At 54.8% G+C, this 23,410-nt stretch carries 24 protein-coding genes and 1 riboswitch; of the genes, 10 read left to right on the forward strand and 14 right to left on the reverse strand.

The annotated features are described in order from the left end of the window. Position 1: 1 nt before the first annotated feature. The 10 genes from petA to lolB all read right to left on the reverse strand — a co-directional run bounded on the left by petA (position 2) and on the right by lolB (position 9,716). The gene (petA, locus tag OGW17_RS07810; RefSeq protein ID WP_071258452.1) at positions 2–553 is read right to left on the reverse strand and encodes a ubiquinol-cytochrome c reductase iron-sulfur subunit; all 552 of its coding nucleotides are present in this window, start codon (positions 551–553) and stop codon (positions 2–4) included. A 32-nt stretch (positions 554–585) separates the two neighbouring features. Next, a complete protein-coding gene (locus OGW17_RS07815; protein ID WP_049010130.1) occupies positions 586–1,026 on the reverse strand; it encodes a pseudoazurin in 441 nt (146 codons plus the stop codon). An 18-nt stretch (positions 1,027–1,044) separates the two neighbouring features. Beyond that, on the reverse strand, positions 1,045–1,866 hold the full coding sequence (locus OGW17_RS07820) for an ABC transporter ATP-binding protein (RefSeq protein WP_071258450.1): 822 nt from the start codon (positions 1,864–1,866) through the stop codon (positions 1,045–1,047). Then, positions 1,863–2,927, reverse strand: coding sequence for a FecCD family ABC transporter permease (locus tag OGW17_RS07825; protein ID WP_024130289.1), 1,065 nt, complete (start codon positions 2,925–2,927; stop codon positions 1,863–1,865). The genes OGW17_RS07820 and OGW17_RS07825 overlap by 4 nt, the downstream gene beginning before the upstream one ends. A 66-nt stretch (positions 2,928–2,993) precedes the next feature. Further along, complete coding sequence (locus OGW17_RS07830; protein WP_024130290.1) at positions 2,994–4,043, reverse strand: ABC transporter substrate-binding protein; 1,050 nt, start codon at positions 4,041–4,043, stop codon at positions 2,994–2,996. Positions 4,044–4,242: 199 nt separating this feature from the next. After that, positions 4,243–4,468: riboswitch (cobalamin riboswitch) on the reverse strand. A 200-nt stretch (positions 4,469–4,668) separates the two neighbouring features. Further along, positions 4,669–5,229: a GNAT family N-acetyltransferase gene (locus tag OGW17_RS07835; RefSeq protein ID WP_071258448.1), complete on the reverse strand. Its 561-nt coding sequence runs from the start codon at positions 5,227–5,229 to the stop codon at positions 4,669–4,671. 113 nt (positions 5,230–5,342) lie between these two features. After that, a complete protein-coding gene (gene dauA, locus OGW17_RS07840) occupies positions 5,343–7,022 on the reverse strand; it encodes a C4-dicarboxylic acid transporter DauA (protein WP_081353189.1) in 1,680 nt (559 codons plus the stop codon). A gap of 124 nt (positions 7,023–7,146) precedes the next feature. Beyond that, complete coding sequence (gene prs / locus OGW17_RS07845) at positions 7,147–8,094, reverse strand: ribose-phosphate diphosphokinase (RefSeq protein ID WP_001518537.1); 948 nt, start codon at positions 8,092–8,094, stop codon at positions 7,147–7,149. Between the two features lie 150 nt (positions 8,095–8,244). Beyond that, entirely contained in the window at positions 8,245–9,096 is an 852-nt protein-coding gene (gene ispE, locus OGW17_RS07850) for a 4-(cytidine 5'-diphospho)-2-C-methyl-D-erythritol kinase (RefSeq protein WP_071258442.1), read from the reverse strand. Continuing rightward, the gene (lolB, locus tag OGW17_RS07855) at positions 9,093–9,716 is read right to left on the reverse strand and encodes a lipoprotein insertase outer membrane protein LolB (RefSeq protein WP_058669240.1); all 624 of its coding nucleotides are present in this window, start codon (positions 9,714–9,716) and stop codon (positions 9,093–9,095) included. The genes ispE and lolB overlap by 4 nt, the downstream gene beginning before the upstream one ends. Positions 9,717–9,978: 262 nt before the next feature. On the opposite strand from lolB, the gene hemA reads away from it, so the two are divergent. The 6 genes from hemA to kdsA are packed head-to-tail and all read left to right on the forward strand — an operon-like array spanning position 9,979 to position 15,283. After that, positions 9,979–11,235 carry a glutamyl-tRNA reductase gene (gene hemA, locus OGW17_RS07860; RefSeq protein ID WP_047463424.1) on the forward strand — a complete coding sequence of 419 codons (1,257 nt, stop codon included), beginning with the start codon at positions 9,979–9,981 and terminating at the stop codon, positions 11,233–11,235. A gap of 40 nt (positions 11,236–11,275) precedes the next feature. Beyond that, on the forward strand, positions 11,276–12,358 hold the full coding sequence (gene prfA, locus OGW17_RS07865) for a peptide chain release factor 1 (RefSeq protein WP_012132158.1): 1,083 nt from the start codon (positions 11,276–11,278) through the stop codon (positions 12,356–12,358). Further along, positions 12,358–13,191: a peptide chain release factor N(5)-glutamine methyltransferase gene (gene prmC / locus OGW17_RS07870; RefSeq protein WP_071258441.1), complete on the forward strand. Its 834-nt coding sequence runs from the start codon at positions 12,358–12,360 to the stop codon at positions 13,189–13,191. Before prfA ends, prmC begins: the two co-directional genes overlap by 1 nt. Beyond that, positions 13,188–13,580, forward strand: a complete 393-nt coding sequence (gene sirB2, locus OGW17_RS07875; protein WP_071258439.1) for an invasion regulator SirB2 — start codon at positions 13,188–13,190, stop codon at positions 13,578–13,580. Before prmC ends, sirB2 begins: the two co-directional genes overlap by 4 nt. A gap of 3 nt (positions 13,581–13,583) precedes the next feature. Then, a complete protein-coding gene (sirB1, locus tag OGW17_RS07880; RefSeq protein WP_012132161.1) occupies positions 13,584–14,393 on the forward strand; it encodes an invasion regulator SirB1 in 810 nt (269 codons plus the stop codon). A 35-nt stretch (positions 14,394–14,428) separates the two neighbouring features. Further along, a complete protein-coding gene (gene kdsA, locus OGW17_RS07885; RefSeq protein ID WP_012132162.1) occupies positions 14,429–15,283 on the forward strand; it encodes a 3-deoxy-8-phosphooctulonate synthase in 855 nt (284 codons plus the stop codon). A 105-nt stretch (positions 15,284–15,388) separates the two neighbouring features. Here kdsA and chaA read toward each other — a convergent pair whose 3' ends face one another. Continuing rightward, complete coding sequence (chaA, locus tag OGW17_RS07890) at positions 15,389–16,489, reverse strand: sodium-potassium/proton antiporter ChaA (protein ID WP_012132163.1); 1,101 nt, start codon at positions 16,487–16,489, stop codon at positions 15,389–15,391. 271 nt (positions 16,490–16,760) lie between these two features. On the opposite strand from chaA, the gene chaB reads away from it, so the two are divergent. Both chaB and OGW17_RS07900 read left to right on the forward strand, forming a co-directional pair. Next, the gene (gene chaB, locus OGW17_RS07895; RefSeq protein ID WP_012132165.1) at positions 16,761–16,991 is read left to right on the forward strand and encodes a putative cation transport regulator ChaB; all 231 of its coding nucleotides are present in this window, start codon (positions 16,761–16,763) and stop codon (positions 16,989–16,991) included. A 168-nt stretch (positions 16,992–17,159) separates the two neighbouring features. Further along, positions 17,160–17,855: a gamma-glutamylcyclotransferase gene (locus OGW17_RS07900; protein WP_058669238.1), complete on the forward strand. Its 696-nt coding sequence runs from the start codon at positions 17,160–17,162 to the stop codon at positions 17,853–17,855. Between the two features lie 30 nt (positions 17,856–17,885). On the opposite strand, the gene OGW17_RS07905 is transcribed toward OGW17_RS07900, so the two are convergent. The 3 genes from OGW17_RS07905 to OGW17_RS07915 form a co-directional block, all read right to left on the reverse strand. Further along, positions 17,886–18,131: a DUF1883 domain-containing protein gene (locus tag OGW17_RS07905; RefSeq protein WP_012132167.1), complete on the reverse strand. Its 246-nt coding sequence runs from the start codon at positions 18,129–18,131 to the stop codon at positions 17,886–17,888. A 210-nt stretch (positions 18,132–18,341) separates the two neighbouring features. After that, the gene (locus OGW17_RS07910) at positions 18,342–20,126 is read right to left on the reverse strand and encodes a methyl-accepting chemotaxis protein (RefSeq protein ID WP_071258436.1); all 1,785 of its coding nucleotides are present in this window, start codon (positions 20,124–20,126) and stop codon (positions 18,342–18,344) included. A 160-nt stretch (positions 20,127–20,286) separates the two neighbouring features. Further along, positions 20,287–20,640, reverse strand: coding sequence for a DsrE/DsrF/TusD sulfur relay family protein (locus tag OGW17_RS07915; protein ID WP_049010651.1), 354 nt, complete (start codon positions 20,638–20,640; stop codon positions 20,287–20,289). A gap of 74 nt (positions 20,641–20,714) precedes the next feature. Here OGW17_RS07915 and nasR point away from each other — a divergent pair, with 74 nt between their 5' ends. After that, positions 20,715–21,911 (forward strand): nitrate regulatory protein NasR, encoded by a 1,197-nt coding sequence (gene nasR, locus OGW17_RS07920; protein WP_081353188.1) that lies wholly within the window; start codon positions 20,715–20,717, stop codon positions 21,909–21,911. 239 nt (positions 21,912–22,150) lie between these two features. Beyond that, positions 22,151–23,410 (forward strand): CmpA/NrtA family ABC transporter substrate-binding protein, encoded by a 1,260-nt coding sequence (locus tag OGW17_RS07925; RefSeq protein WP_071258433.1) that lies wholly within the window; start codon positions 22,151–22,153, stop codon positions 23,408–23,410.

Consider the following 23,410-nt stretch of genomic DNA (forward strand, 5'->3'; position numbering starts at 1 on the left):
TTCAGACTTCCTTCGCGCCAATACGCACAGTCAGGCCATCAGGATGAAACGCGTAATCGGGGATTGCGAGGTTCGCCGTAGCGGGCCCCCGCGTGACGCGCCCTGAAGTGTCAAACTCCGAGCCATGACAAGGGCATACCCAGCCTTGCCCACCGGGTTTGGCATTGGGCACACAGCCTGCGTGGGGGCAGTAACCTTGAATGACCAGCCACTGCGGATACTCTGTCTTGATACGTTCGCCGTCAGCCTGCGGATCGATAAAACGATGGACATCCGCCTGCTGCGCTGAGCGAATTTCCTCCGGGGTACGGTGATGAATAAGGATAAGCTTTCCCTGCCAGACTCTTTTCACCGTCTGGCCGACGGCAACCCCGGCGAGAGAGACATCGACAGGTTCGTTTTCCGCTACGGTTTTATCATCCGGCCCCAGTGCGGTGATGAGCGGCCAGACGGCGGCGGTGACACCCGCAGCCCCGACAAATTTTGTGAGTTTACACAGGCATTCTCGCCGCTGTACCTGAACGTCTTCATTGCTCTGTTTTTTATCCGCCACCGTGCGCCCCTCACCATTTTCGCGTATCTGGATTACTGTTTCTCAATGCGTGTATAAATGTCCTGGAAACGCTTATCCGCGATCCCCGGCGCCTTAAAGGTTCGATAGCTGTCAGGCAGGGTTGCATCACCCACTTTAATGAGCATCACCATCCCTTGCGCGTAATGCGGGGTGCATTTAATACCGTAAAATCCAGGTTTGTCGTACTTGACCTCAATTTCCTCATCAATCTTGCCGATAAATCCGGGGTAGCCTGCTGGCGAAAGCTCTGCGATTGACGCAGCGTTATGGCTCTTATGCTTGCGAATAAACTTCACGGTGTCGCCTGGCTGAATCGCCAGATAATCAGGTTCATATACCATCGGGCCGCCCGCGCCTCTGTTTTTCATCAGCACTTCGTGGGTCTGAGCGAAAGCCGTGGTGGTCAGCGCTAACAGACATAACATGCTCAGGCTTTGCTTAATCAATTTCATGGGTTCTCCCTTAGGTGTTTATTCCGGTCGTTGGTAGCGGATGAAGCAGCTCAATCCATCCGGCGCCTGCTCAACGATGGCATTAATGCCAAACCACTGGCTGAGGTTTTCAGGCGTAAAAATGGTTGCAGGGCTGCCCTGCATCGCCAGTTGACCCGCTTTCATTACGAGAATGCGGTCGCAGAACATGGCGGCATGGTTCAGGTCGTGCAGAGCCGCAATGACGGTAAGCTTCTGGCGTTTCACCAGATTAAGCAGACCTATCTGATGTTGAATGTCGAGATGGTTCGTGGGTTCATCCATCAGCAGCACTTTCGGTTGCTGCGCCAGGGCCCGGGCGATATGCAGACGCTGTTTTTCCCCGCCAGAAAAGGTATTCCAGCAGCGATTTTGTACGCGCTGTAGATCTACCTTCTCCAGCATGGTCTGGACAATATCGTCATCTTTTTTAGACCAGGGCGAGAGCAGACTCAACCACGGGGTGCGCCCCAGAGAGACAGCCTGCAATGCGGTGAGACGTTCACTGGTTTCCGCTTGTTGTTCCACCAGCGCCACTTTTTGCGCTAAATGGCGGCGCGAGTAATGGCGGATATTTTTATTCTCCAGCGTTACGCTGCCTGATGAGGGTTTCAGTAAACCGGCAAGCAATGAGATCAGTGATGTTTTGCCTGAGCCATTGGGGCCGATAATGCCGACAAACTCACCGGGCGCGACGTGAAAAGAGACGTCGCTGACGATGGCTTTGCCTTTTACTTCCCAGTGCAGTTGCTGCGCCTGCACCAGGCTTCGGACTGTTGCAGAAGGATAGCGTGGAGCGGTGAGAGCAGAATTTACCGTCATTTTGTCTGGTTTCCTCTGATCAAAATGATGGAAAACGCAGGTGCGCCTACAAGCGCCGTAATCACCCCGATGGGTAACACCTGCCCGGGAAGTAATGTCCTGGAGATTACGTCGGCGATAATGAGAAAAATGGCGCCGATCATGGCGCTGACCGGCAGCAATCGATGGTGTTGATTACCCACCAGCAGGCGGGCGGCATGAGGGATCACCAGGCCAACAAAACCAATCGCCCCGACAATGGAGACCATAATTGCCGTCATCCCGGTAACGGCGGCAATCAGGACTCCGCGCGTGCGTTTTACCGGGATGCCAAGTGACGCTGCGGACTCTGCGCCAAACGAAAACGCATCCAGATGACGGGCGTAACAAAAACATAACGCCACACCGACCAGCGCGGTAGGGACGGCCAAAACGACATCTGGCCAGCGAACGCCGCTCAGATTGCCCAGCAGCCAGAACATAATCCCACGGGCCTGTTCCGCATTCGCTGAGCGAGTGATGATTAGCGAGGTGAGGGCATTAAATAACTGTGAACTGGCGATCCCGGCCAGGATGATTTGCGTGGTGGCGCTTCCCTGTCTCCCCCCGGCGGCGATCGCCAGTAACGCCACGAAAAGAAAAGCCGTTAACGCCCCAATAAAAGCCCCAAGCGACATGCTGACGATCCCAGCGCCAAGCCCTGTTAAGGCGATCAGAACAGCGCCGGTCGAGGCGCCGGCAGAGATCCCCAGTAGATAAGGCTCTGCCAGCGCGTTTCGTAGCAATGACTGCAATACGACGCCGGAAACCGCCAGACATGCGCCACAACAGGCAGAAACCAACGCCCGCGTCAGGCGATAGTTCCAGATAATGCCCGCATCCAGCGCATCAACGGCATAGCGCGTATCAAAGAACTGGTTAGAAAGCGTATGGATGACATGCTGCCAGGGGATAAACGTCTCGCCAATGGAGATCCCCGCCAGTAGAACGCAGCACATTAACACGCTGACCCAAAGGGCGTGTCCCCCGATTCTTATCGTTAACTGGCCGACAGCGCGACGCGTCCTGCGAGTTTCGCTCATCATCTACCTGCAATCCTGAATACCAGAGGCGCGCTATGCCCGGTAAGACATAGCGCGACATAAAGATTATTGAGCCGTTTTCGGATGCGCCAGACCGTATTCAACCAACGCATCTGCGAGTTTTTCGACGCCATCTATCGTTCTGATGCCGGCGTTCATTGTTTGCACATCCACCACTGGCAGATGGTTCTCCTTCACGGCGGGGATGAGTTTAGTCACGGGGTCGGACTTGAGATATTCCAGTTTGACCTGCCAGTCATCTGCCGGGAAACGACGACGGCTCATTTCACCGAGAACAATGACGGACGGGCTGGCTTTCGCGATGGTTTCCCAGCCAACGGTTGGCCACTCTTCAGCAGAATCAATCACATTTTTCACCCCCAGCGTCTGGGCGATCCATGCGGCAGGGCCAAATTTCCCGGCCACATAGGGGTCCAGTTGCAGATCGGCGCTGGAAAACCAGAATACGGCGGAGACGTTTTTATCCATTCCGGCAATTTTGTCTTTGGCGGCAGCTTCACGGGCCTTCAGACTGGCGATCAATTCATCGCCTTTGTCCTGCACGTCAAAAATTTTCGCCAGATCGGAGACTTCCTGATAAACCATAGCAATATCAAACATGCCTTTACGTACACCGTCGCCACCGTCTTCGTTGTCTTTAGCGCAGTCCGCAGGCGCGGTATATACCGGCACGTTCAACTCGCTAAACTGCTCGTAAGAGGCGACGGTTCCGGCAGGCCCAATTTGCCATTCAAACTGACTGGCGACCAAATCCGGTTTTTTGGCAATAATGCCTTCAAAGCTGGGGATGTTCTGCGCAATCACGGCCACTTTTTCATTTGCCGCTTTGTAAGCATCCGGGACGGGGCCGAACCACAGCGATGTGCCGACAACGCGCTCGGCCAGTCCCAGGGAATAAAGAATTTCAGTGCTGTTTTGCCCGACCGTGGCAACGCGTTCCGGGGCTTTATTGAAGGTAATATCACGGCCGCAGTTTTTAATCGTCAACGGATAGACTGTTTTTGCTGCATGAGTCAATCCTGATGTGAATAATAACGCTGCGCCAGCCACAGCCAGAAGGTATTTTTTATGAGGTAAAGTAAAGTCTGCGTACATTGTTATCGTCCTGTACATGCCAGAATCTGAACGTCTGGTCATGGTTTATTTGGTTCCATATATCGGGACAGGTACATGACGATAGATGACATTGAATGATGAAATTATGAGAATGCAAAATCTCAGCAGGAATAGGCTCATCAATTCATAATGGTATTTATGCCAAATAAATCATCCCATGGACCATCCCGTCCACTCAATGTGTACAACCCTGACAGCAGGTCTCCTGGCTCGCGGTAATCAGAATATCGGTCTTCCCATAAAGCAAATCTTTACAGTGACCGGTGGTTACAATAACCACACGCAGATATTCGGTATCCGCCTACAGTTGCGGGGGCAGCTATGGAATGAGATTAAAATAATCCGCACCATATTCCTTTCAAAACAACGGCTGTGTTATGAATACTGTCACTGGCGACTGTATCGGCAATCAATAACCTCGTCAACCGTATGAAAAAAGAGCAAAAACATCATACTTTATGGCGATTTTTATATTAATTAATTTAAATTCAAATAGTTGTGTTTTTGTTGGAGTGGTGATTATTGCAACCGCAAGTAATAACGGAAAGGCAAATGAGAATTGATTGACGTTGATCAATTAATCGCGATGAGAAAGAAGGCGTTATTATAAACAGTGAATGTTATCAATATTGTCGCTGGTAACAATATATTTACACGGTTTTTCCATATGCACGATCTGCCACTCGTCGCCCACATCCATGAAGACGTTAAACAGATTTCGCCGCCAGAATTGATACCCGCCGGGTAAAAAATGATGGGTGTGCAAATATAATATTTTATAGTGTTGCTGCTCGCAAAATTGTTCAGCCAGCGAGACCAGTTGGCTGCCAATACCTTGCCTGCGATAATGCTGATCGACATAGCAGCGACAAATCTCAGCTGTCTCCGGTAAATTATAACGACCGTGCAACATCTCTATTCTGTCATCGTACTGACATATCGCCAGCGTTCCAATTATCTGCTGTTGTTCATTCCAGACGCCGAACAATTGGTTTCTTTCCCGCTCAAGATAATTTCCCCGGAGGTCGAATACGTCGTCACTCGCAGTGGGTAATGCTCTGCCGGCATTAAAATAAAGATTAAGATGCCGAATAATAAAGGACTGTACGGCAGGAATATCGTCCCGCGTTATTTCACGAAAAACAAACGGAGAGGTTGGTTTCATATCGGTTATCGCTAACAAATATCAGGAAAACGATAATAACAAGCCAGACGCAGAAAACCAGTTTTCAATAAGAAAACTTGCCGGTCTGTTGAGATACAGACCGGCAGTCGGGATTAGATATCCGCCAGCGCGGCATCTTTGTTCGGGAAGAATGCCAGACGACCCGGAATGGGTTTGATACCGGCGCGGGCCATGGTACGCAGCGGCTGGAATTCCACGTTACTGACGCGCAGTTCACAACCTTCCGGCAAACGCTTCACAAAGCGCTGGAAGGCGTCCAGACCACCGGCATCCAGTACCGGAACGGCGTCCCACTTCAGCACCACAATGCGTTTACCCTCAATGCGTGATTCGAGGTCGGTAAATAACCCTTCCGCGGCGGCGAAAAAGAGCGGCCCGATAACGCGTAATACCAGCACATCATCGGGAACCGTGATGTTTACCGCCGCGAGGCGCGTCATACGGGCAATACGGCGCATAAACAGCAGGGAAGCCAGGACAATCCCGACGCTGATCGCAATCACCATATCGAAGAGCACCGTCAGCGACATACACATCATCATCACGATGATGTCGTCTTTGGGCGCATGTCGCAGTAAATCGACCACCTTATGGGCTTCACTCATGTTCCACGCAACCATCAGCAGCAGCGCGGCCATGGCGGAAAGCGGCAGCCATGACAACAGGGGAGCCAGCGCGAGGAGGGCGAGGATGACCAGAATTGCGTGGATAACGGCGGAAATGGGCGAGGTCGCGCCTGCGCGCACGTTTGCCGCAGAACGGGCGATCGCTGCCGTCGCGGTGATCCCGCCAAAGAACGGCGCTACGATATTCCCCAGCCCCTGGCCGATCAGTTCGCTGTTTGCTTTGTGTTTGGTGCCCGTCATGCCGTCGAGCACGACCGCGCACAGCAGGGATTCAATCGCCCCCAGCATCGCCATCGAGAAAGCGGCTGGCAATAACGCCCGCAATGAATCCCAGCTTAGCGTGAAATCTGAATCCGGGAGATTCCACGGCAATACCAGCTGCGGCAACAACTGAGGAATGCCGTTGCCCTGCGAACCATCGGCCAGCACATAGTGGAACTGTGAACCAATCGTCGCCACATGACCACCCAGCAGATTAACCACGGCCATAACGGCGCAGCCCGCCAGCAGCGCCGGAAGATGGCCCGGCAGACGAATCCCCAGACGCGGCCAGAAAATCAGCATACCGAGCGTCACCACGCCAATAGCGGCATCGCCCGGATTAATGGTCGGCAACGCCATAACCAGCGCCCCGACTTTTTGTAGGTAATGCTCCGGCACATGGGCCATTTGCAGACCGAGAAAATCTTTAATCTGCATTGTCCCGATGGTGATGCCGATCCCTGATGTAAAACCTAACGTGACCGATACGGGAATGTATTCGATCAGGCGGCCAAAACGCGCGAGGCCGAAGAGGATCAGGAACACCCCGGACATGAGGGTGGCGACCAGCAGACCTGCCAGCCCGAATTGTTGCGATACCGGGTAGAGAATAACGACAAATGCGGCGGTCGGGCCGGAGACGCTGAAGCGCGACCCGCCGGTTAAGGCAATAACAATTCCCGCCACAGCGGACGTATAAAGACCGTACTGCGGTGCAACACCACTGCCAATTGCCAGCGCCATCGCCAGCGGGATAGCGATGATCCCGACGGTTACCCCGGCAATCACATCACGGGTGAACCGTGAGGTGGTATATTTTTCTTTCCAGCAAGCGTCGATGAGGGCGCGGAAAGGCATCACATGTGAGGAAAATATTCTGTTCACAATAATGTTTCATCCATGAGCGCATCATCTGTCAACTAAATGGCAGGTGAAGGAGGCATTGGTCATACAAATAAGAGTTACAGACAAAAAAACCCGCCGCAGCGGGTTTTTTAGCCGGGTTCGATTAGTGTTCGAACATAGCTGAAATGGATTCTTCGTTGCTGATACGACGAATCGCTTCGGCCAGCATACCCGACAGTGTCAACGTGCGCACGTTCGGCAGTGCTTTAATTTCATCGGTCAGTGGAATGGTGTCACAGACAACGACTTCATCAATCACAGAATTGCGCAGGTTGTTTGCCGCATTGCCTGAGAAAATCGGGTGAGTCGCGTAGGCGAATACGCGTTTGGCACCACGTTCTTTCAGTGCTTCTGCTGCTTTGCACAGCGTACCACCGGTATCGATCATATCATCAACCAGTACGCAGTCACGACCGGCAACGTCACCGATGATGTGCATCACCTGAGAAACGTTAGCGCGCGGACGACGTTTGTCGATGATCGCCATATCGGTATCGTTCAGCAGCTTAGCGATAGCGCGGGCACGCACAACGCCACCGATATCTGGAGAAACCACAATCGGGTTATCCAGGTTCAGTTGCAGCATATCTTCTAACAGAATTGGGCTACCGAATACGTTATCAACCGGAACGTCAAAGAAGCCCTGGATCTGTTCAGCATGCAGGTCAACGGTGAGAACGCGGTCAACGCCAACGCTGGACAGGAAGTCAGCGACGACTTTTGCGGTAATCGGTACACGAGCGGAACGTACACGACGGTCCTGACGCGCATAGCCAAAGTAAGGGATAACGGCGGTGATACGGCCTGCGGAAGCACGGCGCAGCGCATCGACCATAACAACCAATTCCATCAGGTTGTCGTTAGTAGGGGCACAAGTGGACTGGATGATGAAAATATCACCACCGCGTACATTTTCGTTAATTTGTACGCTGACTTCGCCGTCGCTAAAGCGACCTACAGCGGCGTCGCCGAGAGAAGTGTACAGGCGGTTGGCAATACGTTGTGCTAGTTCCGGGGTGGCGTTACCAGCAAAAAGCTTCATATCAGGCACGAGAAGAACCTCAGGCATGCGTCCATTGGTGGATAGAATCTGCCGAAAACTGTGCGGGCCAGGCAATATCCTATCCAGGCGGTGTATTAAAGAGCGCGATGCAACGTCTGGAACAGGGTGACGTTGTCACCGAAACTCAGCTTGCCCGGCTTAAAGCATGGCTTTTTGCAATGGAGAGAGGTTGACACCCTTCGCCACAAACGCATTGAGCCATTCCGGGGCTTGCTTAAGCACCTGACGAGCAGCGGATTCTGTATCGAATTCAGCAAAGACACAGGCCCCTGTACCAGTCAGGCGCGACGGCGCGTATTCTAACAGCCAGGAAAGCGCCGCATCAACCTCGCGAAAACGTTTTCTTGCGATAACCTCGCAATCATTGCCGAATTCACATTTTAATAACGTTTCTATTGACCTTTTTGGCGTGTTGCGCGGTAATTCGGGGTCCTTGAAAATAACCGGCGTGGGGATGCTTACCCCTGGGTGGGCAACCAGATACCACTTCTCCGGCGGGTCTACCGGCGTCAGGATTTCACCCACGCCCTCGGCGAAGGCCGCATGTCCACGGACAAACACCGGGACGTCCGCGCCCAGCGTTAAGCCTGTTTCCGCCAGTTCATCGACCGATAATCCGCAGTGCCAGAGATGATTCAGCGCCACCAGAACGGTCGCCGCATTGGACGAGCCTCCACCCAGACCGCCGCCCATGGGCAAACGTTTCTCGATGCTGATATCCGCGCCGCTGCCTGCGGGCAAACGCCCGTGGGCAGACGCTGTCTTCATCAGCAACCGCGCCGCGCGGACGATCAGATTGTCGTCATTTTCGACGCCCTCGACAGGCGTCAAAAGATGAATTTCGCCGTCGCCGCGCGGCGTAATGCCGATCGTGTCGCCGTAATCAAGAAACTGGAACAGCGTTTGCAATGTGTGATAACCGTCCGCACGCTGTCCGGTGATGTATAAAAACAGATTCAGTTTTGCCGGAGATGGCCAGTGGGTCATCATTTTACAATCCAGTTATCCATCTTCAGTTTGATGCGCTGACTGCCGTCAGAGAGTTCCATATTTGCCGGCATGGCGGGCTGCGTTTTACTGTCGTATCCGCTGTATACCACTTTCCAGTTTTTACCGTCCTGGCGGTAGTTCACTTCGCTCAGGCGGTACTGGTCGTCGAGGGTGTAATCGGTGGCGTCGCCCGGCAGACCGAGAATCCACTGGCGTAAGCTGTTAAGCGGAATGGGCATTCCGGTCAGCTTGCCGATCATCTCTTCGGCGTCGTCAGCGGTGTAACGCTGCCCTTTGTTGTCGACCAGTTGCACATTGCCCGGCTGGGCGTTCAGCTCCAGTTCGGTGCTGCCCAGCGGATTGGTCAACAGCAGACGGTAGCGATCCTGACCGGTTTGCTGCCAGAAGAAGCGGGCATACACTTTCTGATCGTCGGAGATATAAGCAAACGCGCCACGCGTCTGATACTGATTCAACTTGCGCACATCCTGCTGATGCTGACGCCACTGAGGGGAGTCGGGACTTTTGCCAGGACCTTTCGGCGCATTGATCGTACAGGCGGTGAGGACCAGGCTAGCCAGCGGGAGCAGGCGGATCAGGCGAAAATCAGGCAGGGTCATAGTGATGACGAATCCTTGTAATACGGTGCGATAATTGCCTGATGGCGCTATGCTTATCAGGCCGACAAACTGAACCCGTCGGTTGGTTGCAGTTATAACCCTTAATGCTAGCGCTGACCGGGTACATCGTCTACGTTCACGTTATCTTAATTTAAACAGTAAGCTATTACTCCAAAAGGAGGCTGTCTCTTTTATTGACCACGAGCATCCTGTATGATGCACCCAGTCTAACCTTATCAACGCTGGTACTATTCCCGCACACATGACCCTTTTAGCGCTCGGTATTAACCATAAAACGGCACCTGTATCGCTGCGAGAACGCGTAACGTTTTCGCCAGATACGCTCGATCAGGCGTTGGACAGCCTGCTTGCGCAGCCGATGGTGCAGGGCGGCGTGGTGTTGTCGACGTGCAACCGTACGGAGCTGTATCTCAGCGTTGAAGAACAGGATAACCTGCAAGAGGCGCTGATTCGTTGGTTATGTGATTACCATAATCTCAATGAAGACGACCTGCGCAATAGCCTCTACTGGCACCAGGACAACGACGCCGTCAGCCACCTGATGCGCGTCGCCAGCGGGCTGGACTCGCTGGTGCTGGGCGAACCGCAAATTCTCGGTCAGGTGAAAAAAGCGTTTGCGGATTCGCAAAAAGGCCATCTGCATGCCAGCGCGCTGGAACGCATGTTCCAGAAATCGTTTTCCGTCGCCAAACGCGTACGCACCGAAACAGACATCGGCGCCAGCGCCGTGTCCGTTGCTTTTGCCGCCTGTACGCTGGCGCGTCAAATTTTCGAATCCCTCTCCACGGTGACGGTGTTGCTGGTCGGGGCGGGTGAAACCATTGAACTGGTCGCGCGCCATCTGCGTGAACATAAAGTACAGAAAATGATCATCGCCAACCGCACCCGCGAACGCGCGCAAGTGCTGGCAGATGAAGTGGGAGCCGAGGTTATTTCGTTGAGCGACATCGACGAACGTCTGCGGGAAGCCGATATTATTATCAGCTCAACCGCAAGTCCGCTGCCGATTATCGGCAAAGGGATGGTGGAGCGCGCATTAAAAAGCCGCCGTAACCAGCCGATGCTGTTGGTGGACATTGCCGTGCCGCGCGACGTGGAGCCGGAAGTCGGGAAACTGGCGAATGCCTATCTGTACAGCGTTGATGACCTGCAAAGCATCATTTCGCATAACCTGGCGCAGCGTAAAGCGGCGGCAGTGGAAGCCGAAACGATTGTCGCGCAGGAAGCCAGCGAATTTATGGCCTGGCTGCGCTCGCAAAGCGCCAGCGAGACCATCCGCGAATACCGTAGTCAATCAGAGCACATACGCGATGAACTGACAGTTAAAGCGTTGGCAGCCCTTGAACAGGGCGGCGACGCGCAAGCCATTTTGCAGGATCTGGCATGGAAACTGACCAACCGCCTGATCCATGCGCCAACTAAATCTCTTCAACAGGCTGCCCGTGACGGGGATGACGAACGCCTGAATATTCTGCGCGACAGCCTCGGGCTGGAGTAGCAGCACACCAATCTATTTTTTACAGGGTGCATTTACGCCTATGAAGCCTTCTATCGTTGCCAAACTGGAAGCCCTGCACGAACGCCATGAAGAAGTTCAGGCGCTGTTGGGTGATGCGGGAACCATCGCAGACCAGGAACGCTTTCGCGCGCTGTCGCGTGAGTATGCGCAATTAAGCGATGTTTCTCGCTGTTTTACGGACTGGCAACAGGTTCAGGATGATATCGAAACGGCACAGATGATGCTCGACGATCCTGAAATGCGCGAGATGGCGCAGGATGAACTGCGCGAAGCCAAAGAAAAAGGTGAACAACTGGAGCAACAGTTGCAGGTTCTGCTGCTGCCAAAAGATCCCGATGACGAACGTAACGCTTTCCTCGAAGTGCGCGCCGGAACGGGCGGCGATGAAGCCGCGCTGTTCGCAGGCGATCTGTTCCGCATGTATAGCCGTTACGCGGAAGCGCGTCGCTGGCGGGTAGAGATCATGAGCGCCAGTGAAGGCGAGCATGGCGGCTATAAAGAGATCATCGCCAAAATCAGCGGCGATGGCGTTTACGGGCGACTCAAGTTTGAGTCCGGCGGCCATCGCGTTCAGCGCGTCCCGGCGACCGAATCGCAGGGGCGTATCCACACGTCCGCCTGTACCGTCGCCGTTATGCCGGAACTGCCGGAGGCCGAACTGCCGGATATTAACCCGGCTGATTTACGTATCGACACCTTCCGCTCTTCGGGCGCGGGCGGTCAGCACGTTAACACCACCGACTCCGCAATTCGTATTACGCACTTGCCGACCGGTATCGTGGTGGAGTGCCAGGACGAACGTTCACAGCATAAAAACAAAGCGAAGGCGCTGTCGGTGCTGGGCGCGCGCATCCACGCCGCAGAAACGGCGAAGCGTCAGCAGGCTGAAGCCTCAACCCGGCGTAACCTGTTAGGCAGCGGTGACCGCAGCGATCGCAACCGTACCTATAACTTCCCGCAGGGTCGCGTGACGGATCATCGTATTAACCTGACCCTCTACCGTCTGGATGAGGCGATGGAGGGGAAACTGGACATGCTCATTGAGCCGATTGTTCAGGAACATCAGGCCGACCAACTGGCGGCGTTGTCCGAGCAGGAATAATGGATTACCAGCACTGGTTGCGCGAGGCGATAAGCCGCTTACAGGAGAGTGAAAGCCCCCGACGTGATGCCGAGATTTTGCTGGGTCACGTTACCGGTAAGGCGCGCACCTTTATTCTGGCATTTGGCGAAACGACGCTGACCGACACGCAGCGTGAGCAACTGGCGCAGTTGCTGGCGCGTCGTCAGCGCGGCGAACCGGTTGCACACCTGACTGGCATGCGCGAGTTCTGGTCACTGCCGCTGTTTGTCTCGCCCGCCACGCTGATCCCGCGCCCGGACACCGAATGTCTGGTCGAGCAGGCGCTGGCGCGTCTGCCTGATTCGCCGTGTCGGATTCTCGACCTCGGCACCGGAACCGGCGCGATTGCGCTGGCGCTGGCGACAGAGCGACCGGACTGCGAAGTCACGGCGGTAGACCGTATGCCAGACGCCGTGGCGCTGGCTGGCCGTAATGCGCAACATCTGGCGATTCACAATGTTCGCATATTGCAAAGCGACTGGTTCGCGGCGTTGCCGGGGCAGCAATTTGACATGATCGTCAGCAACCCTCCGTATATTGATGCGCATGATCCCCATCTCGCGCAGGGCGATGTGCGTTTTGAACCGCTGTCGGCGCTGGTCGCAGACGATAGCGGCATGGCGGATATCACGCACATTATCGCGCAGGCGCGCCATGCGCTGGCGCCGGGGGGGTATCTGTTGCTGGAGCACGGCTGGCAGCAAGGGGCGGCGGTCAGAACCGCGTTGACGCAGGCGGGGTACGTTCAGGTTGAGACCTGCCGTGATTATGGCGACAACGAACGAATCACGCTTGGGCGGATCGCGCCATGAATACATTTACGCTGCTGCTGGGCGTCCATCTGACCAGCGTTACGCTTTCCGTTAGCCTGTTCGTGCTGCGTTTCTGGTGGCGCTATACCCGCCATGCGCTGGCATCCGCACGCTGGACGCGGGTTGTCCCGCCGATTATTGACACCGTTTTGCTGCTTAGCGGAGCGGGGTTGATCATAAAAACGCACATCCTGCCATTCACCGTACAGGGGACATGGCTGACTGAGAAGTTGTTTGGCGTTATCATCTACATCGTTTTGGGTTTTATTGCGCTTGATTATCGTCAGGCGCGCAGTCAGCAGGCGCGCGTTATCGCCTTCCCGCTGGCGCTGGTGGTGCTGTACATCATCATTAAACTCGCCACCACAAAAATACCGTTACTGGGGTAAGTCATGAGGTCGTTAGCTGATTTCGAATTTAATAAAGCGCCACTGTGCGATGGGATGATCCTGGCATCGGAATCGATCCGCCTGGATTTTCCGACGCAAGCGGTCTATGACGAACTGGAACGTCTGGCCAGTCTGGCCCATGAAGAAATTAGCCAGCTCCTGTCTCAGGATGAGCAACTGGAAAAATTGCTGGCACTTTTTTATGGCGAGTGGGGGTTCAGAGATACCCACGGCGTCTACCGTCTTTCTGATGCATTGTGGCTCGATCAGGTTCTGAAAAACCGCCAGGGGAGCGCGGTATCGTTAGGCGCAATCTTATTGTGGCTGGCTCACCGGCTGGGTCTCCCATTGGTGCCGGTCATTTTCCCGACCCAGTTGATTCTGCGTATTGAATCGCTGGAGGGGGAAATGTGGCTGATCAACCCATTTAACGGCGAAACGCTCGATGAGCATACGCTGGAAGTCTGGCTGAAGGGCAATATTAGCCCGGTCGCTGAGCTGTTTAACGAAGATCTGGATGAGGCGGATAACGCTGAGGTCATTCGCAAATTGCTGGATACGCTGAAATCTTCCTTGATGGAAGAGCGGCAAATGGAACTGGCGTTGCGCGCCAGCGAAGCGTTACTGCAATTTAACCCGGAAGACCCTTACGAGATCCGCGACCGGGGGCTGATTTATGCGCAACTGGAGTGTGAACATGTTGCGTTGACGGATTTAAGTTATTTTGTTGAACAGTGTCCAGAAGACCCGATCAGCGAAATGATTCGTGCGCAGATTAATACCATTGCGCACAAGCAAATTGTTTTGCATTAATTAATCGACATTTTACCCATGGTTAAGGCGATCCTATGAAACAAAAAGTGGTTAGCATTGGCGACATCAACGTGGCAAATGACCTGCCGTTTGTGCTGTTTGGCGGTATGAACGTGCTGGAATCACGCGATCTGGCGATGCGTATCTGTGAACACTACGTAACCGTGACCCAGAAGCTGGGTATTCCTTATGTGTTCAAAGCCTCTTTTGATAAAGCCAACCGTTCCTCTATTCACTCTTACCGTGGCCCGGGTCTGGAAGAAGGGATGAAGATTTTCCAGGAACTGAAACAAACGTTTGGCGTGAAAGTGATCACCGACGTTCATGAAGCCAGTCAGGCGCAGCCTGTCGCCGACGTGGTGGATGTCATTCAGCTTCCGGCGTTCCTCGCTCGCCAGACCGACCTGGTGGAAGCGATGGCAAAAACCGGCGCGGTCATTAACGTGAAAAAACCGCAGTTCGTCAGCCCTGGTCAGATGGGCAATATCGTGGACAAATTCCACGAAGGCGGCAACGATAAAGTGATCCTGTGCGATCGCGGTGCGAACTTCGGCTACGACAACCTGGTTGTTGATATGCTGGGCTTTAGCGTGATGAAGAAAGTTTCCGGTAACTCGCCTGTTATTTTCGACGTCACCCATGCGTTGCAGTGCCGCGACCCGTTTGGCGCCGCGTCTGGCGGTCGTCGCGCGCAGGTTACCGAACTGGCGCGCGCCGGTATGGCGGTAGGCCTGGCCGGTCTGTTCATTGAAGCGCACCCGGACCCGGAGCATGCGAAATGTGACGGTCCGTCCGCGCTGCCGTTAGCGAAGCTGGAACCGTTCCTGAAGCAAATTAAAGCGATTGACGATCTGGTGAAAAGCTTCGGCGAGCTGGATACCGAACACTAAGCGGGAATGATGTGTGCCGGAGGGCGTCTGACGCCGTATCCGGCCTACAATAAACGCGGTTTCGTAAGCCCGGAAAGCGTAAACGCTACCGGGCTTTTTTGTCCGTCAGGCAAAAATGGTCATCAGGTAAGCGATAAACAGAGCCAGATGCGCCGCGCCGTTCAACACATTGGTTCGCCCGGTCGAGAAGGAAATGTGGCACAGCACCAGTGAGGCCACCATTACCACCATCTCCGGGGCGCCCAAACCGAAGAGCAGGTCATTTCCGGTAGCCCATGCAATCAGCGTCACCACCGGTACGGTCAGGGAGATGGTTGCCAGTACCGAACCAAAGAACAGGTTCATGGCTCGCTGTACCTGGTTATTCAACACCGCTTTCAGCGCGCCCAGCCCTTCAGGGGAGAGGATCAGCAAGGCCACGAGGAAACCGGTAAATGCCACTGGCGCATTCAGTTCGGTTAACAGCGTCTCCAGCGGATTGGCGTTCATTTTCGTCACGGCGATAACGGCAATCAGATGTACGATCAGCCATACAGCGTGCCAGATGTTGCTGTGCGCGGACGGTTTGCCGTGGTGCGGGTCATCGTCATCACTTTCATCTTCATGCTCGTAAACGAATAAACTCTGGTGCGTTTTCGTCTGAATCAGCAGGAAAACGCCGTACATCGCGGCGGAAATAAGCGCCACTAACAGCGCCTGAGCCGTAGTAAAATTAGCCCCTGGCAGCGCCATAGGGAAGACCAGTACGATAATCGCCAGCGGAAACAGGGCAATTAAATACTGTTTAATGCCAAACAGGTTCATATATTGTGTGGCGAATTTACGACCGCCAAGCAGCAGAGAAAAACCGACCAGTCCGCCAGTTACAATCATGATGATTGAATAGAGCGTATCGCGCATCAGCGTTGGCGCGGCGTCGCCGGTGGCCATCAATGCGGAAATTAAACTCACTTCCAGAATAACGACAGAAAGACTTAAGATAAGGGAACCGTAGGGTTCGCCGAGTCGGTGCGCTAATACATCCGCATGGCGGACAACGCTGAAAGCGCTGCTTAAAATACCAATAAGGGCAAGTATATTAATACCGATGACCACTGGTAGTGACTGACTGCTTCCCCATAAGAACAGCACCACCAGTGCCAGAACCGGGAAAATAAGCGAGGTCTCCTTGTGGCGGGTTTTCACCGCCTCATGTGCGTGTGTCATTATGATTCTCCATCTCCGCAGGTGTTTTTAATTATAAATGTATTAAAGATTGTAAAAAATAACAGAAATCGCGGCTTCATCATTGTGTTTTTACGTAATTTTACGGCATGGGCTATTTTTCCCCGCAGAGTGAATGAAAAAGTACGTCTTGTTTAGAGAGCATATGAATAACAGTGGGTTAGTGACAAATAAAAAGTAAAATAGCACCCGACTGGCGAGACAAAACATTGTTGACCACACTAAAGGTTTACAGCAAAAAGAGGAGTCAGCAATGCCTTATAAAACGAAAAGCGATTTGCCGGAAAGCGTTCAGAATGTGCTGCCTGCGCACGCGCAGGATATCTATAAAGAGGCGTTTAATAGCGCCTGGGAACAATATAAAGATAAAGCGGACAGACGTGACGACGCCAGCCGGGAGGAGACCGCGCATAAGGTTGCCTGGGCTGCCGTCAAAAATGATTACCAAAAAGGGGACGATGATAAGTGGCATAAAAAGCGCTGATCGTCTTCGTGCCAGACCAGGCAAATGATGCGCGTTGAGCGTCTGTTGCCTTGCAAGCGGCGGTTGAATTGCATATTGTCCTGTTAGTGGTTTCAAAATGAGCAGTTAAAATGCCCGGAAGGCGTCAAAAAAGTGTTGCAGGGAAGTTTGCAGTGGCGGAGGTGTAAGGTGTTAACGCGTGATTTTTTACTGAATGCCGATTGTAAAACGGCGTTTGGCGCTATTGAAGAATCACTACTTTGGTCAGCAGAACAACGGGCCGCTTCACTGGCGGCGACGCTTGCTTGCAGGCCCGATGATGGACCGGTGTGGATCTTCGGTTATGGATCGTTGATGTGGAATCCGGCGTTAGAATTTGACGAGTCCTGTACCGGTACGCTGGTCGGCTGGCACCGGGCGTTTTGTCTGCGTCTGACGGCAGGGCGTGGAACGGTGTGCCAGCCCGGACGGATGCTGGCGCTGAAAGAGGGCGGGCGAACGACTGGCGTGGCTTATAAACTGCCGGAGAACGCGCTGGAGCAGGAGCTGACGCTGCTGTGGAAGCGGGAAATGATTACTGGCTGTTATCTTCCCACCTGGTGCCAGCTGGCGCTGGATGATGGCCGGACGGTCAATGCGCTGGTGTTTATTATGGACCCGCGGCACCCGCTGTATGAGTCGGATACTCGCGCTCAGATTATCGCGCCGCTGATCGCTGCCGCCAGTGGGCCGTTGGGCACCAACGCGCAATATCTGTTCTCGCTGGAACAGGAGCTTGCCAGACTGGGGATGCGGGACGATTGCCTGAACGATCTGGTGGCGAAAGTCAGAGGCTTGTTAGGCGAGAATCAGCCGGAAAGGGGGTTCAACCCCGGATTTGCCTGAGCGTTGCCCCTGAATCCAGGGGCAAAAACATCAGGCTGCGATATAACTGATGGAGTGTTCCAGTGACTGGCTGTGGCTGTCGATCAGCACGTTCCAGACACCGGTGTACGGTACGGTCAGCCAGGCATTATCACGGTTCTGCACGCTTAAAATATCGGTCTGCGTGTCTTTGACGTGTTTTTTCTCACTCATTAAATGGATGTGGCAGCGTTCAGAACAACGCACTATCACCGTATCCCCACCAAACAATTTCAAACTTGCTTTCACTAATGCCATTTTTCACCCCGTTCTTGAAAACAACGTACTCCCTTGCGGAAGTGCTGCGTGATGTTGTTCACATTTCACTCATTGCATAACACCAAAGGGTGAGCTCACGGATGCTGATTTTGATCAAAAAATGGCATAACCATTAAACAAAAATGACAAAATGCCTGAAAATCATTGAAAGGGCGTGGTAACTTTCGACAAAAACACGCCCTTATAAGATTAAATTCGGAAATGCCCGGCAGTTTCAGCCAGCTCGCCTGCCTGGCTCTGCAAGGCGCCTGCGGCGGCGGCAGACTGCACCACCAGTTCAGCGTTCTGTTGCACCATGCGATCAAGGTGGTTCACGGAGTGATTTATTTCCTGAATGCCTTTCATCTGCTCACTGGTGGCGATGCTGATTTCATGCATGATGCCGGAGACATGGCCGATGCTGGACAGGATCTCCTGCATACTTTCTCCGGCCAGATGAACATAACGTGAACCTGTCGCGACGCTGGTGGTTGTGGAGTCGATCAACGATTTAATCTCTTTTGCCGCCTGCGCGCTGCGGCTGGCAAGGTTGCGCACTTCACCCGCGACAACGGCAAACCCGCGGCCTTGCTCTCCCGCCCGGGCGGCTTCGACCGAAGCATTCAGCGCCAGAATATTGGTCTGGAACGCAATGCCGTCGATCACGCTGGTGATATCGCCGATTTTCGCCGATGCCCCTTCAATAGATTGCATTGTCGTGATTGCCTGCGAGACCACGTCGCCGCCGCGCGTGGCGGCCTGTGAGGCTTTTTGCGCCTGATCGTTGGCTTCGGCGGCAGATTCCGTGGACTGGGCGACCGATGCGGTGATTTGCTCAACGGCGCTGGCGGTTTCACGCAGGCTGGAGGCGGCCTGCTCGGTACGGCCTGAAAGGTCGCGGTTACCGGCGGCAATCTCCTGCGCGGCCATTTTCACCGAGGCGCTGGCATCGCGTAGCTGTACCATCACCACGGACAGCTTATCGCTAAAACCGTTAAACGCCCTGGCGATTTGCGCGACTTCGTCCGTGCCGCTGTCCGGCAAACGCTGAGACAAATCGTTCGTCCCGTTGGCAATGGCATGCATCGCGTCGCGGATCGTGGACAGACGCTTCATCAGGCGAGCCACCAGAAGGTGCATCACTGCGCCGCCCGCGAGAACCAACAGCAGCAGAGACAGGGTGGACGCCTTCAGCAGTGCCAGCATGCCGGAGGTCGCCTCTTTTTCGTCTAACGCCACGACCAGCCACCAGTGGGTTCCTTGCACCGGCGTCGCCAGCAGCGTTTTACTGCTCTCGCCGATCAGCGCCTGAACAGGGTGTCCGCTTTTTACCTGATTGAAATCCACGCCGCTGACGACCTGCGCGAAAGGTTTCATCGTCAGCGCCGGATCGTTGGCGGCGATGAGCGTTCCGTTTTGGTCGAGCAACATACCGCTGCTGGCGGGCGTCGGTCGAATACCGTGTACATTCGCCACGACGGCGTCCATCGCGACATCACCGGCGACTACCGCTTTCAGTTCGCCGTTCTCTTTCACCGGAACGGCGAACGTTACCACCAGCTTACCGGTTCCGGCATCAACATAGGGGGCCGTAACGACGGCGGCGTCAGCGCTGACAACCTGTTGATACCAGGGACGTGACGTCGGATCGAAATCTGGCGGTATGCCTGCCGGATCGGAAAATTTTGCTGTTTTGCTGGCATACCCGACATAGATATTCGTAAAGCCGCCGCCCAGCGCCATTTGACGAAATACCGGCACCGGATCGTCGGTTAGCGCCGCCTGCTGCAACGAGGAAATCATATTCATTTTGCTGCTAACCCAGTCGGCAATCGCCAGACTGTGGCTGGCGCTGGTACTGGTGAGCGTATCCTGCTGCGCTTGTTGGTTATCGAGACGCGTTACCTGAAGGTTAATCAGCGTGTTAAGGAGGAGGGCGACAACCAGACATCCCGTTGTCGCCGCAATAATACGGGCGCGAATTGAGCTGAACATAGTATTTCCTTCAGTGTGGTATTGGAAATCCTATCGGCTACCGGGCGGCGAATCTTGAGGCTGCAACCGCGTCCATAAGAAAATAGTATCAGCAGGGCTAAACGCGCGTTAAGCGCTAATGAAGGTGCGCGGAAACCAGGGGCAATTCCCGCGCCAGGGATCAGAAGGTCAGAACTTTATCCGCCGCCAGCGTCCACTGGGCCAGTTCGACCAGCGTACCGACTTCCACGCCGTCAATGAGCGGCAATGTGGTGATTCCCCGCCCGTCGGTACAGGTTTTACACAGTTTCACCGGGACGTTCTGCGCGGTCAGGATCTCCAGCATTTGCTGGATATTGTAACCTTCCGCAGGCTTCTGTCCGCGTAATCCTGCGGTGACGGCATCCGACATTAAAAATAAACGCAGGTCGAGGTCGCCGGCCTGTTCACGTAGCGCAATGGCCAGACGCAGGCTGTTAAATAACGCTTCGCTACCGTATGCCGCACCGTTTGCGACGATCACTATCTTTTGCATTTTGACTCCTGTTGTCAGGGGGGCATGGATATTGCTTGTAGTTACGGGTAGACCTGTTACCCGGGAGAGCAACGATGATGACGAATATGGAAAGCCGCCCCGGCGCCACCCAATGGTTTCATTATGCGCGCCAGCTTGAGAATACGCAGCTTCGCCAACTGGCGCAGTCAGGGAAGCTGGTGTCCCGGATTAGCCATCTGGTGCATATGCTACAGTGCGAACGCGGCGCATCCAACATCTGGTTGTGTTCCGCAGGGCAACTTTATGGGCCGGAGATACGCGCCAGCCGCGCGCTGGTGGACGAAGAACACGCCCGGTTGCAGTCCCTGTTGCAGGAGATGAGGCCGATGGCGAACAGCGCGCTCTGTCATCGCATCGCCGGGGCTGTCTGGTGTCTGGAGCAGTTGCCGCAGCTGCGCGAAGCGGTCAGTGGACGGCATAGCGATGCGCCACAGGCGATGGATCAGTACAGCCGCACGCTGCGCCACCTGCTAAGCATTGTGCCGCAGCTTAACGACAACATCGACCATCCCCACATCGCCGGAGGGATGGTCGCGCTGTACAGCTTTATGCAGGGTAAGGAGCTGGTGGGGCAAGAGCGGGCGCTGGGGGCGATAGGGTTCACGCAAGGGGCGTTCAGCCACGAGATGCGACAGGAACTGGTGGATCGCATTGACGGACAGCAGCTCTGCTTTGACACCTTTATATCGCTGGCGTCTCCGGCGGTGGTTCACGCATTTCGCCAGCAGTGCGAAGCGGAAGCCGCTATCGAACAGTGGCGCCGCCTGGCCTGTACGCGCCAGCCTGCGCCCGATAAGGGCGAAAGCGCTTTACGCTGGTTCACGCTCCAGACGCAACGGCTGGAGCAACTGCGCAGCATCGAGGAGATGCTGATCGCCGAGTTAATGTCTGCGGTGGAGCGCCGTCTGGCGCAGGATGAGACAACGTTGCCGCTCGCCAGCTGGCTGGATGATGCCACCGACGATACGTTCTCATTGCGCCGGGATAAGCAGTTGCTGCTGGTTGTGCGGCAACAGGCGCGGGAGCTGGAGCAGCTTAGCGGGCAACTGGCGTCACTACAGGATGCGCTGGAGGAGCGAAAGGTTATTGATAAGGCCAAATATGTGCTGATGCATCACCAGAATCTGTCTGAAGAGCAGGCCTGGCAGTCGCTGCGCAAAATGGCGATGGATAAGAACCAGCGGATGGTGGACATCGCGCGTGCGCTGCTCACGGTGAAATCGCTCTGGCAGGTGACAACCAAAGGGTAGCTGCACAATGGCTGGGCATCGTGTGCCAGATTCGGGTGCAAGCGCGTTCGCGTACCGCCTGAAAAGCGGCGGAATAGGGGCATGTTGATGTTGGCATCTGAATTGCAGGACTGAAATGGTAAAAGAGTTCTGAAAACAGTTTAGCGGCAAACCAACGACGGTTTGCGCGCGTTTGGGATAAAGGCGTCCTGCAATGCTTCGGCATTGCCGGGCGCTTTTTTTTGCAATGGGGAGCATGTATGGGTGACAGGTCTGTTTCATTGACGCGACGTCGATTATTGCAGGCAGGGGCCGCGATGGGCGGGGCGCTGCTGGTGCCCGGTTTGATGCAGTCCGTGTGGGCGGCAGGGTCGGACAAACCCGAACTTGAAATTGTCAGAGTCGGCTTTATTCCGCTCACCGACTGCGCTCCGCTGATCATCGCCGCGTTGAAAGGGTTTGATAAGAAATACGGCATTACCCTCGTGCCGACCAAAGAGGCCAGTTGGGCGGCGGTGCGCGACAAACTCGTTTCCGGCGAACTGGACGCGGCGCATGTGCTGTATGGCCTGCTCTATGGTCTTGAGCTTGGTATCGCCAGTAAGCCGCAGCCGATGGCGAACCTGATGACGCTAAATCAGAACGGGCAGGCAATCACGCTGTCGACGGCGCTCCAGGAGAAAGGCATTACCGACGCTGGCGGATTGAAAAACATGATCGCCGGACAAGCGCCCGGCACTTACACCTTTGCGCATACCTTTCCGACAGGAACGCATGCGATGTGGCTCTATTACTGGCTGGCCAGCGCGGGGATTAACCCGTTCTCTGATGTCCGAATGGTCGTCGTGCCGCCGCCGCAAATGGTGATGAACATGCGTATTGGCAACATGGTGGGCTTTTGCGTCGGTGAGCCGTGGAATGCCCGCGCGATTAATGATCGCATTGGTTTTACCGCCACGACCTCGCAGGCCATCTGGCCCGATCACCCGGAAAAAATCCTGGGAACGCGCCGTGACTGGGTCGAACAGCATCCAAACACCGCCAGAGCGCTGGTCAGCGCGGTACTGGAGGCGGCGCGCTGGATCGACGCCTCAGTGGAAAACCGACGCGAAACCGCACAAATATTGGCCCGTCGCGCCTGGCTTAACACCAAAGAGCAGTACCTGACAGGACGTATGTTGGGCGAGTACGACAACGGCGCAGGGCATCGCTGGCAGGACGCGCACGCCATTCGTTTTTATCACGATGCGGAAGTGAGTTTTCCGTGGCATTCCGACGGGATGTGGTTCCTGACGCAGTTTCGTCGCTGGGGGCTGCTCAAGGACGCGCCGGATTATAACGCCATCGCCGCCCGGATTAACCGCACGGACATCTGGCGGGACGCCGCCGCAGCGGTAGGCGGCATCACGCCGCCTTCTCAGCTGTTACGCACCAGCACCCTCATGGATGGTTCCGTATGGACCGGGCGGGACCCCGAACGTTACGCCAACAGTTTCACTCTCCATCATCAAGGGGCCTGA

It is taken from the genome of Citrobacter sp. CK181 (genome assembly GCF_030333595.1).
GTDB classification, from domain to species: domain Bacteria; phylum Pseudomonadota; class Gammaproteobacteria; order Enterobacterales; family Enterobacteriaceae; genus Citrobacter_B; species Citrobacter_B koseri.

What these genes read in the sequence shown, in the direction of transcription:
- kdsA (WP_012132162.1), top strand. Translation starts at nt 14,429, where the DNA reads ATGAAACAAAAAGTGGTTAGCATTGGCGACATCAACGTGGCAAATGAC.
- prmC (WP_071258441.1), top strand. Translation starts at nt 12,358, where the DNA reads ATGGATTACCAGCACTGGTTGCGCGAGGCGATAAGCCGCTTACAGGAG.
- sirB1 (WP_012132161.1), top strand. Translation starts at nt 13,584, where the DNA reads ATGAGGTCGTTAGCTGATTTCGAATTTAATAAAGCGCCACTGTGCGAT.
- prfA (WP_012132158.1), top strand. Translation starts at nt 11,276, where the DNA reads ATGAAGCCTTCTATCGTTGCCAAACTGGAAGCCCTGCACGAACGCCAT.
- sirB2 (WP_071258439.1), top strand. Translation starts at nt 13,188, where the DNA reads ATGAATACATTTACGCTGCTGCTGGGCGTCCATCTGACCAGCGTTACG.
- hemA (WP_047463424.1), top strand. Translation starts at nt 9,979, where the DNA reads ATGACCCTTTTAGCGCTCGGTATTAACCATAAAACGGCACCTGTATCG.
- ispE (WP_071258442.1), bottom strand. Translation starts at nt 9,096, where the DNA reads ATGATGACCCACTGGCCATCTCCGGCAAAACTGAATCTGTTTTTATAC.
- chaA (WP_012132163.1), bottom strand. Translation starts at nt 16,489, where the DNA reads ATGACACACGCACATGAGGCGGTGAAAACCCGCCACAAGGAGACCTCG.
- OGW17_RS07830 (WP_024130290.1), bottom strand. Translation starts at nt 4,043, where the DNA reads ATGTACGCAGACTTTACTTTACCTCATAAAAAATACCTTCTGGCTGTG.
- OGW17_RS07820 (WP_071258450.1), bottom strand. Translation starts at nt 1,866, where the DNA reads ATGACGGTAAATTCTGCTCTCACCGCTCCACGCTATCCTTCTGCAACA.
- OGW17_RS07925 (WP_071258433.1), top strand. Translation starts at nt 22,151, where the DNA reads ATGGGTGACAGGTCTGTTTCATTGACGCGACGTCGATTATTGCAGGCA.
- chaB (WP_012132165.1), top strand. Translation starts at nt 16,761, where the DNA reads ATGCCTTATAAAACGAAAAGCGATTTGCCGGAAAGCGTTCAGAATGTG.
- OGW17_RS07905 (WP_012132167.1), bottom strand. Translation starts at nt 18,131, where the DNA reads ATGGCATTAGTGAAAGCAAGTTTGAAATTGTTTGGTGGGGATACGGTG.
- OGW17_RS07835 (WP_071258448.1), bottom strand. Translation starts at nt 5,229, where the DNA reads ATGAAACCAACCTCTCCGTTTGTTTTTCGTGAAATAACGCGGGACGAT.
- nasR (WP_081353188.1), top strand. Translation starts at nt 20,715, where the DNA reads ATGATGACGAATATGGAAAGCCGCCCCGGCGCCACCCAATGGTTTCAT.
- OGW17_RS07815 (WP_049010130.1), bottom strand. Translation starts at nt 1,026, where the DNA reads ATGAAATTGATTAAGCAAAGCCTGAGCATGTTATGTCTGTTAGCGCTG.
- OGW17_RS07825 (WP_024130289.1), bottom strand. Translation starts at nt 2,927, where the DNA reads ATGAGCGAAACTCGCAGGACGCGTCGCGCTGTCGGCCAGTTAACGATA.
- lolB (WP_058669240.1), bottom strand. Translation starts at nt 9,716, where the DNA reads ATGACCCTGCCTGATTTTCGCCTGATCCGCCTGCTCCCGCTGGCTAGC.
- OGW17_RS07910 (WP_071258436.1), bottom strand. Translation starts at nt 20,126, where the DNA reads ATGTTCAGCTCAATTCGCGCCCGTATTATTGCGGCGACAACGGGATGT.
- OGW17_RS07915 (WP_049010651.1), bottom strand. Translation starts at nt 20,640, where the DNA reads ATGCAAAAGATAGTGATCGTCGCAAACGGTGCGGCATACGGTAGCGAA.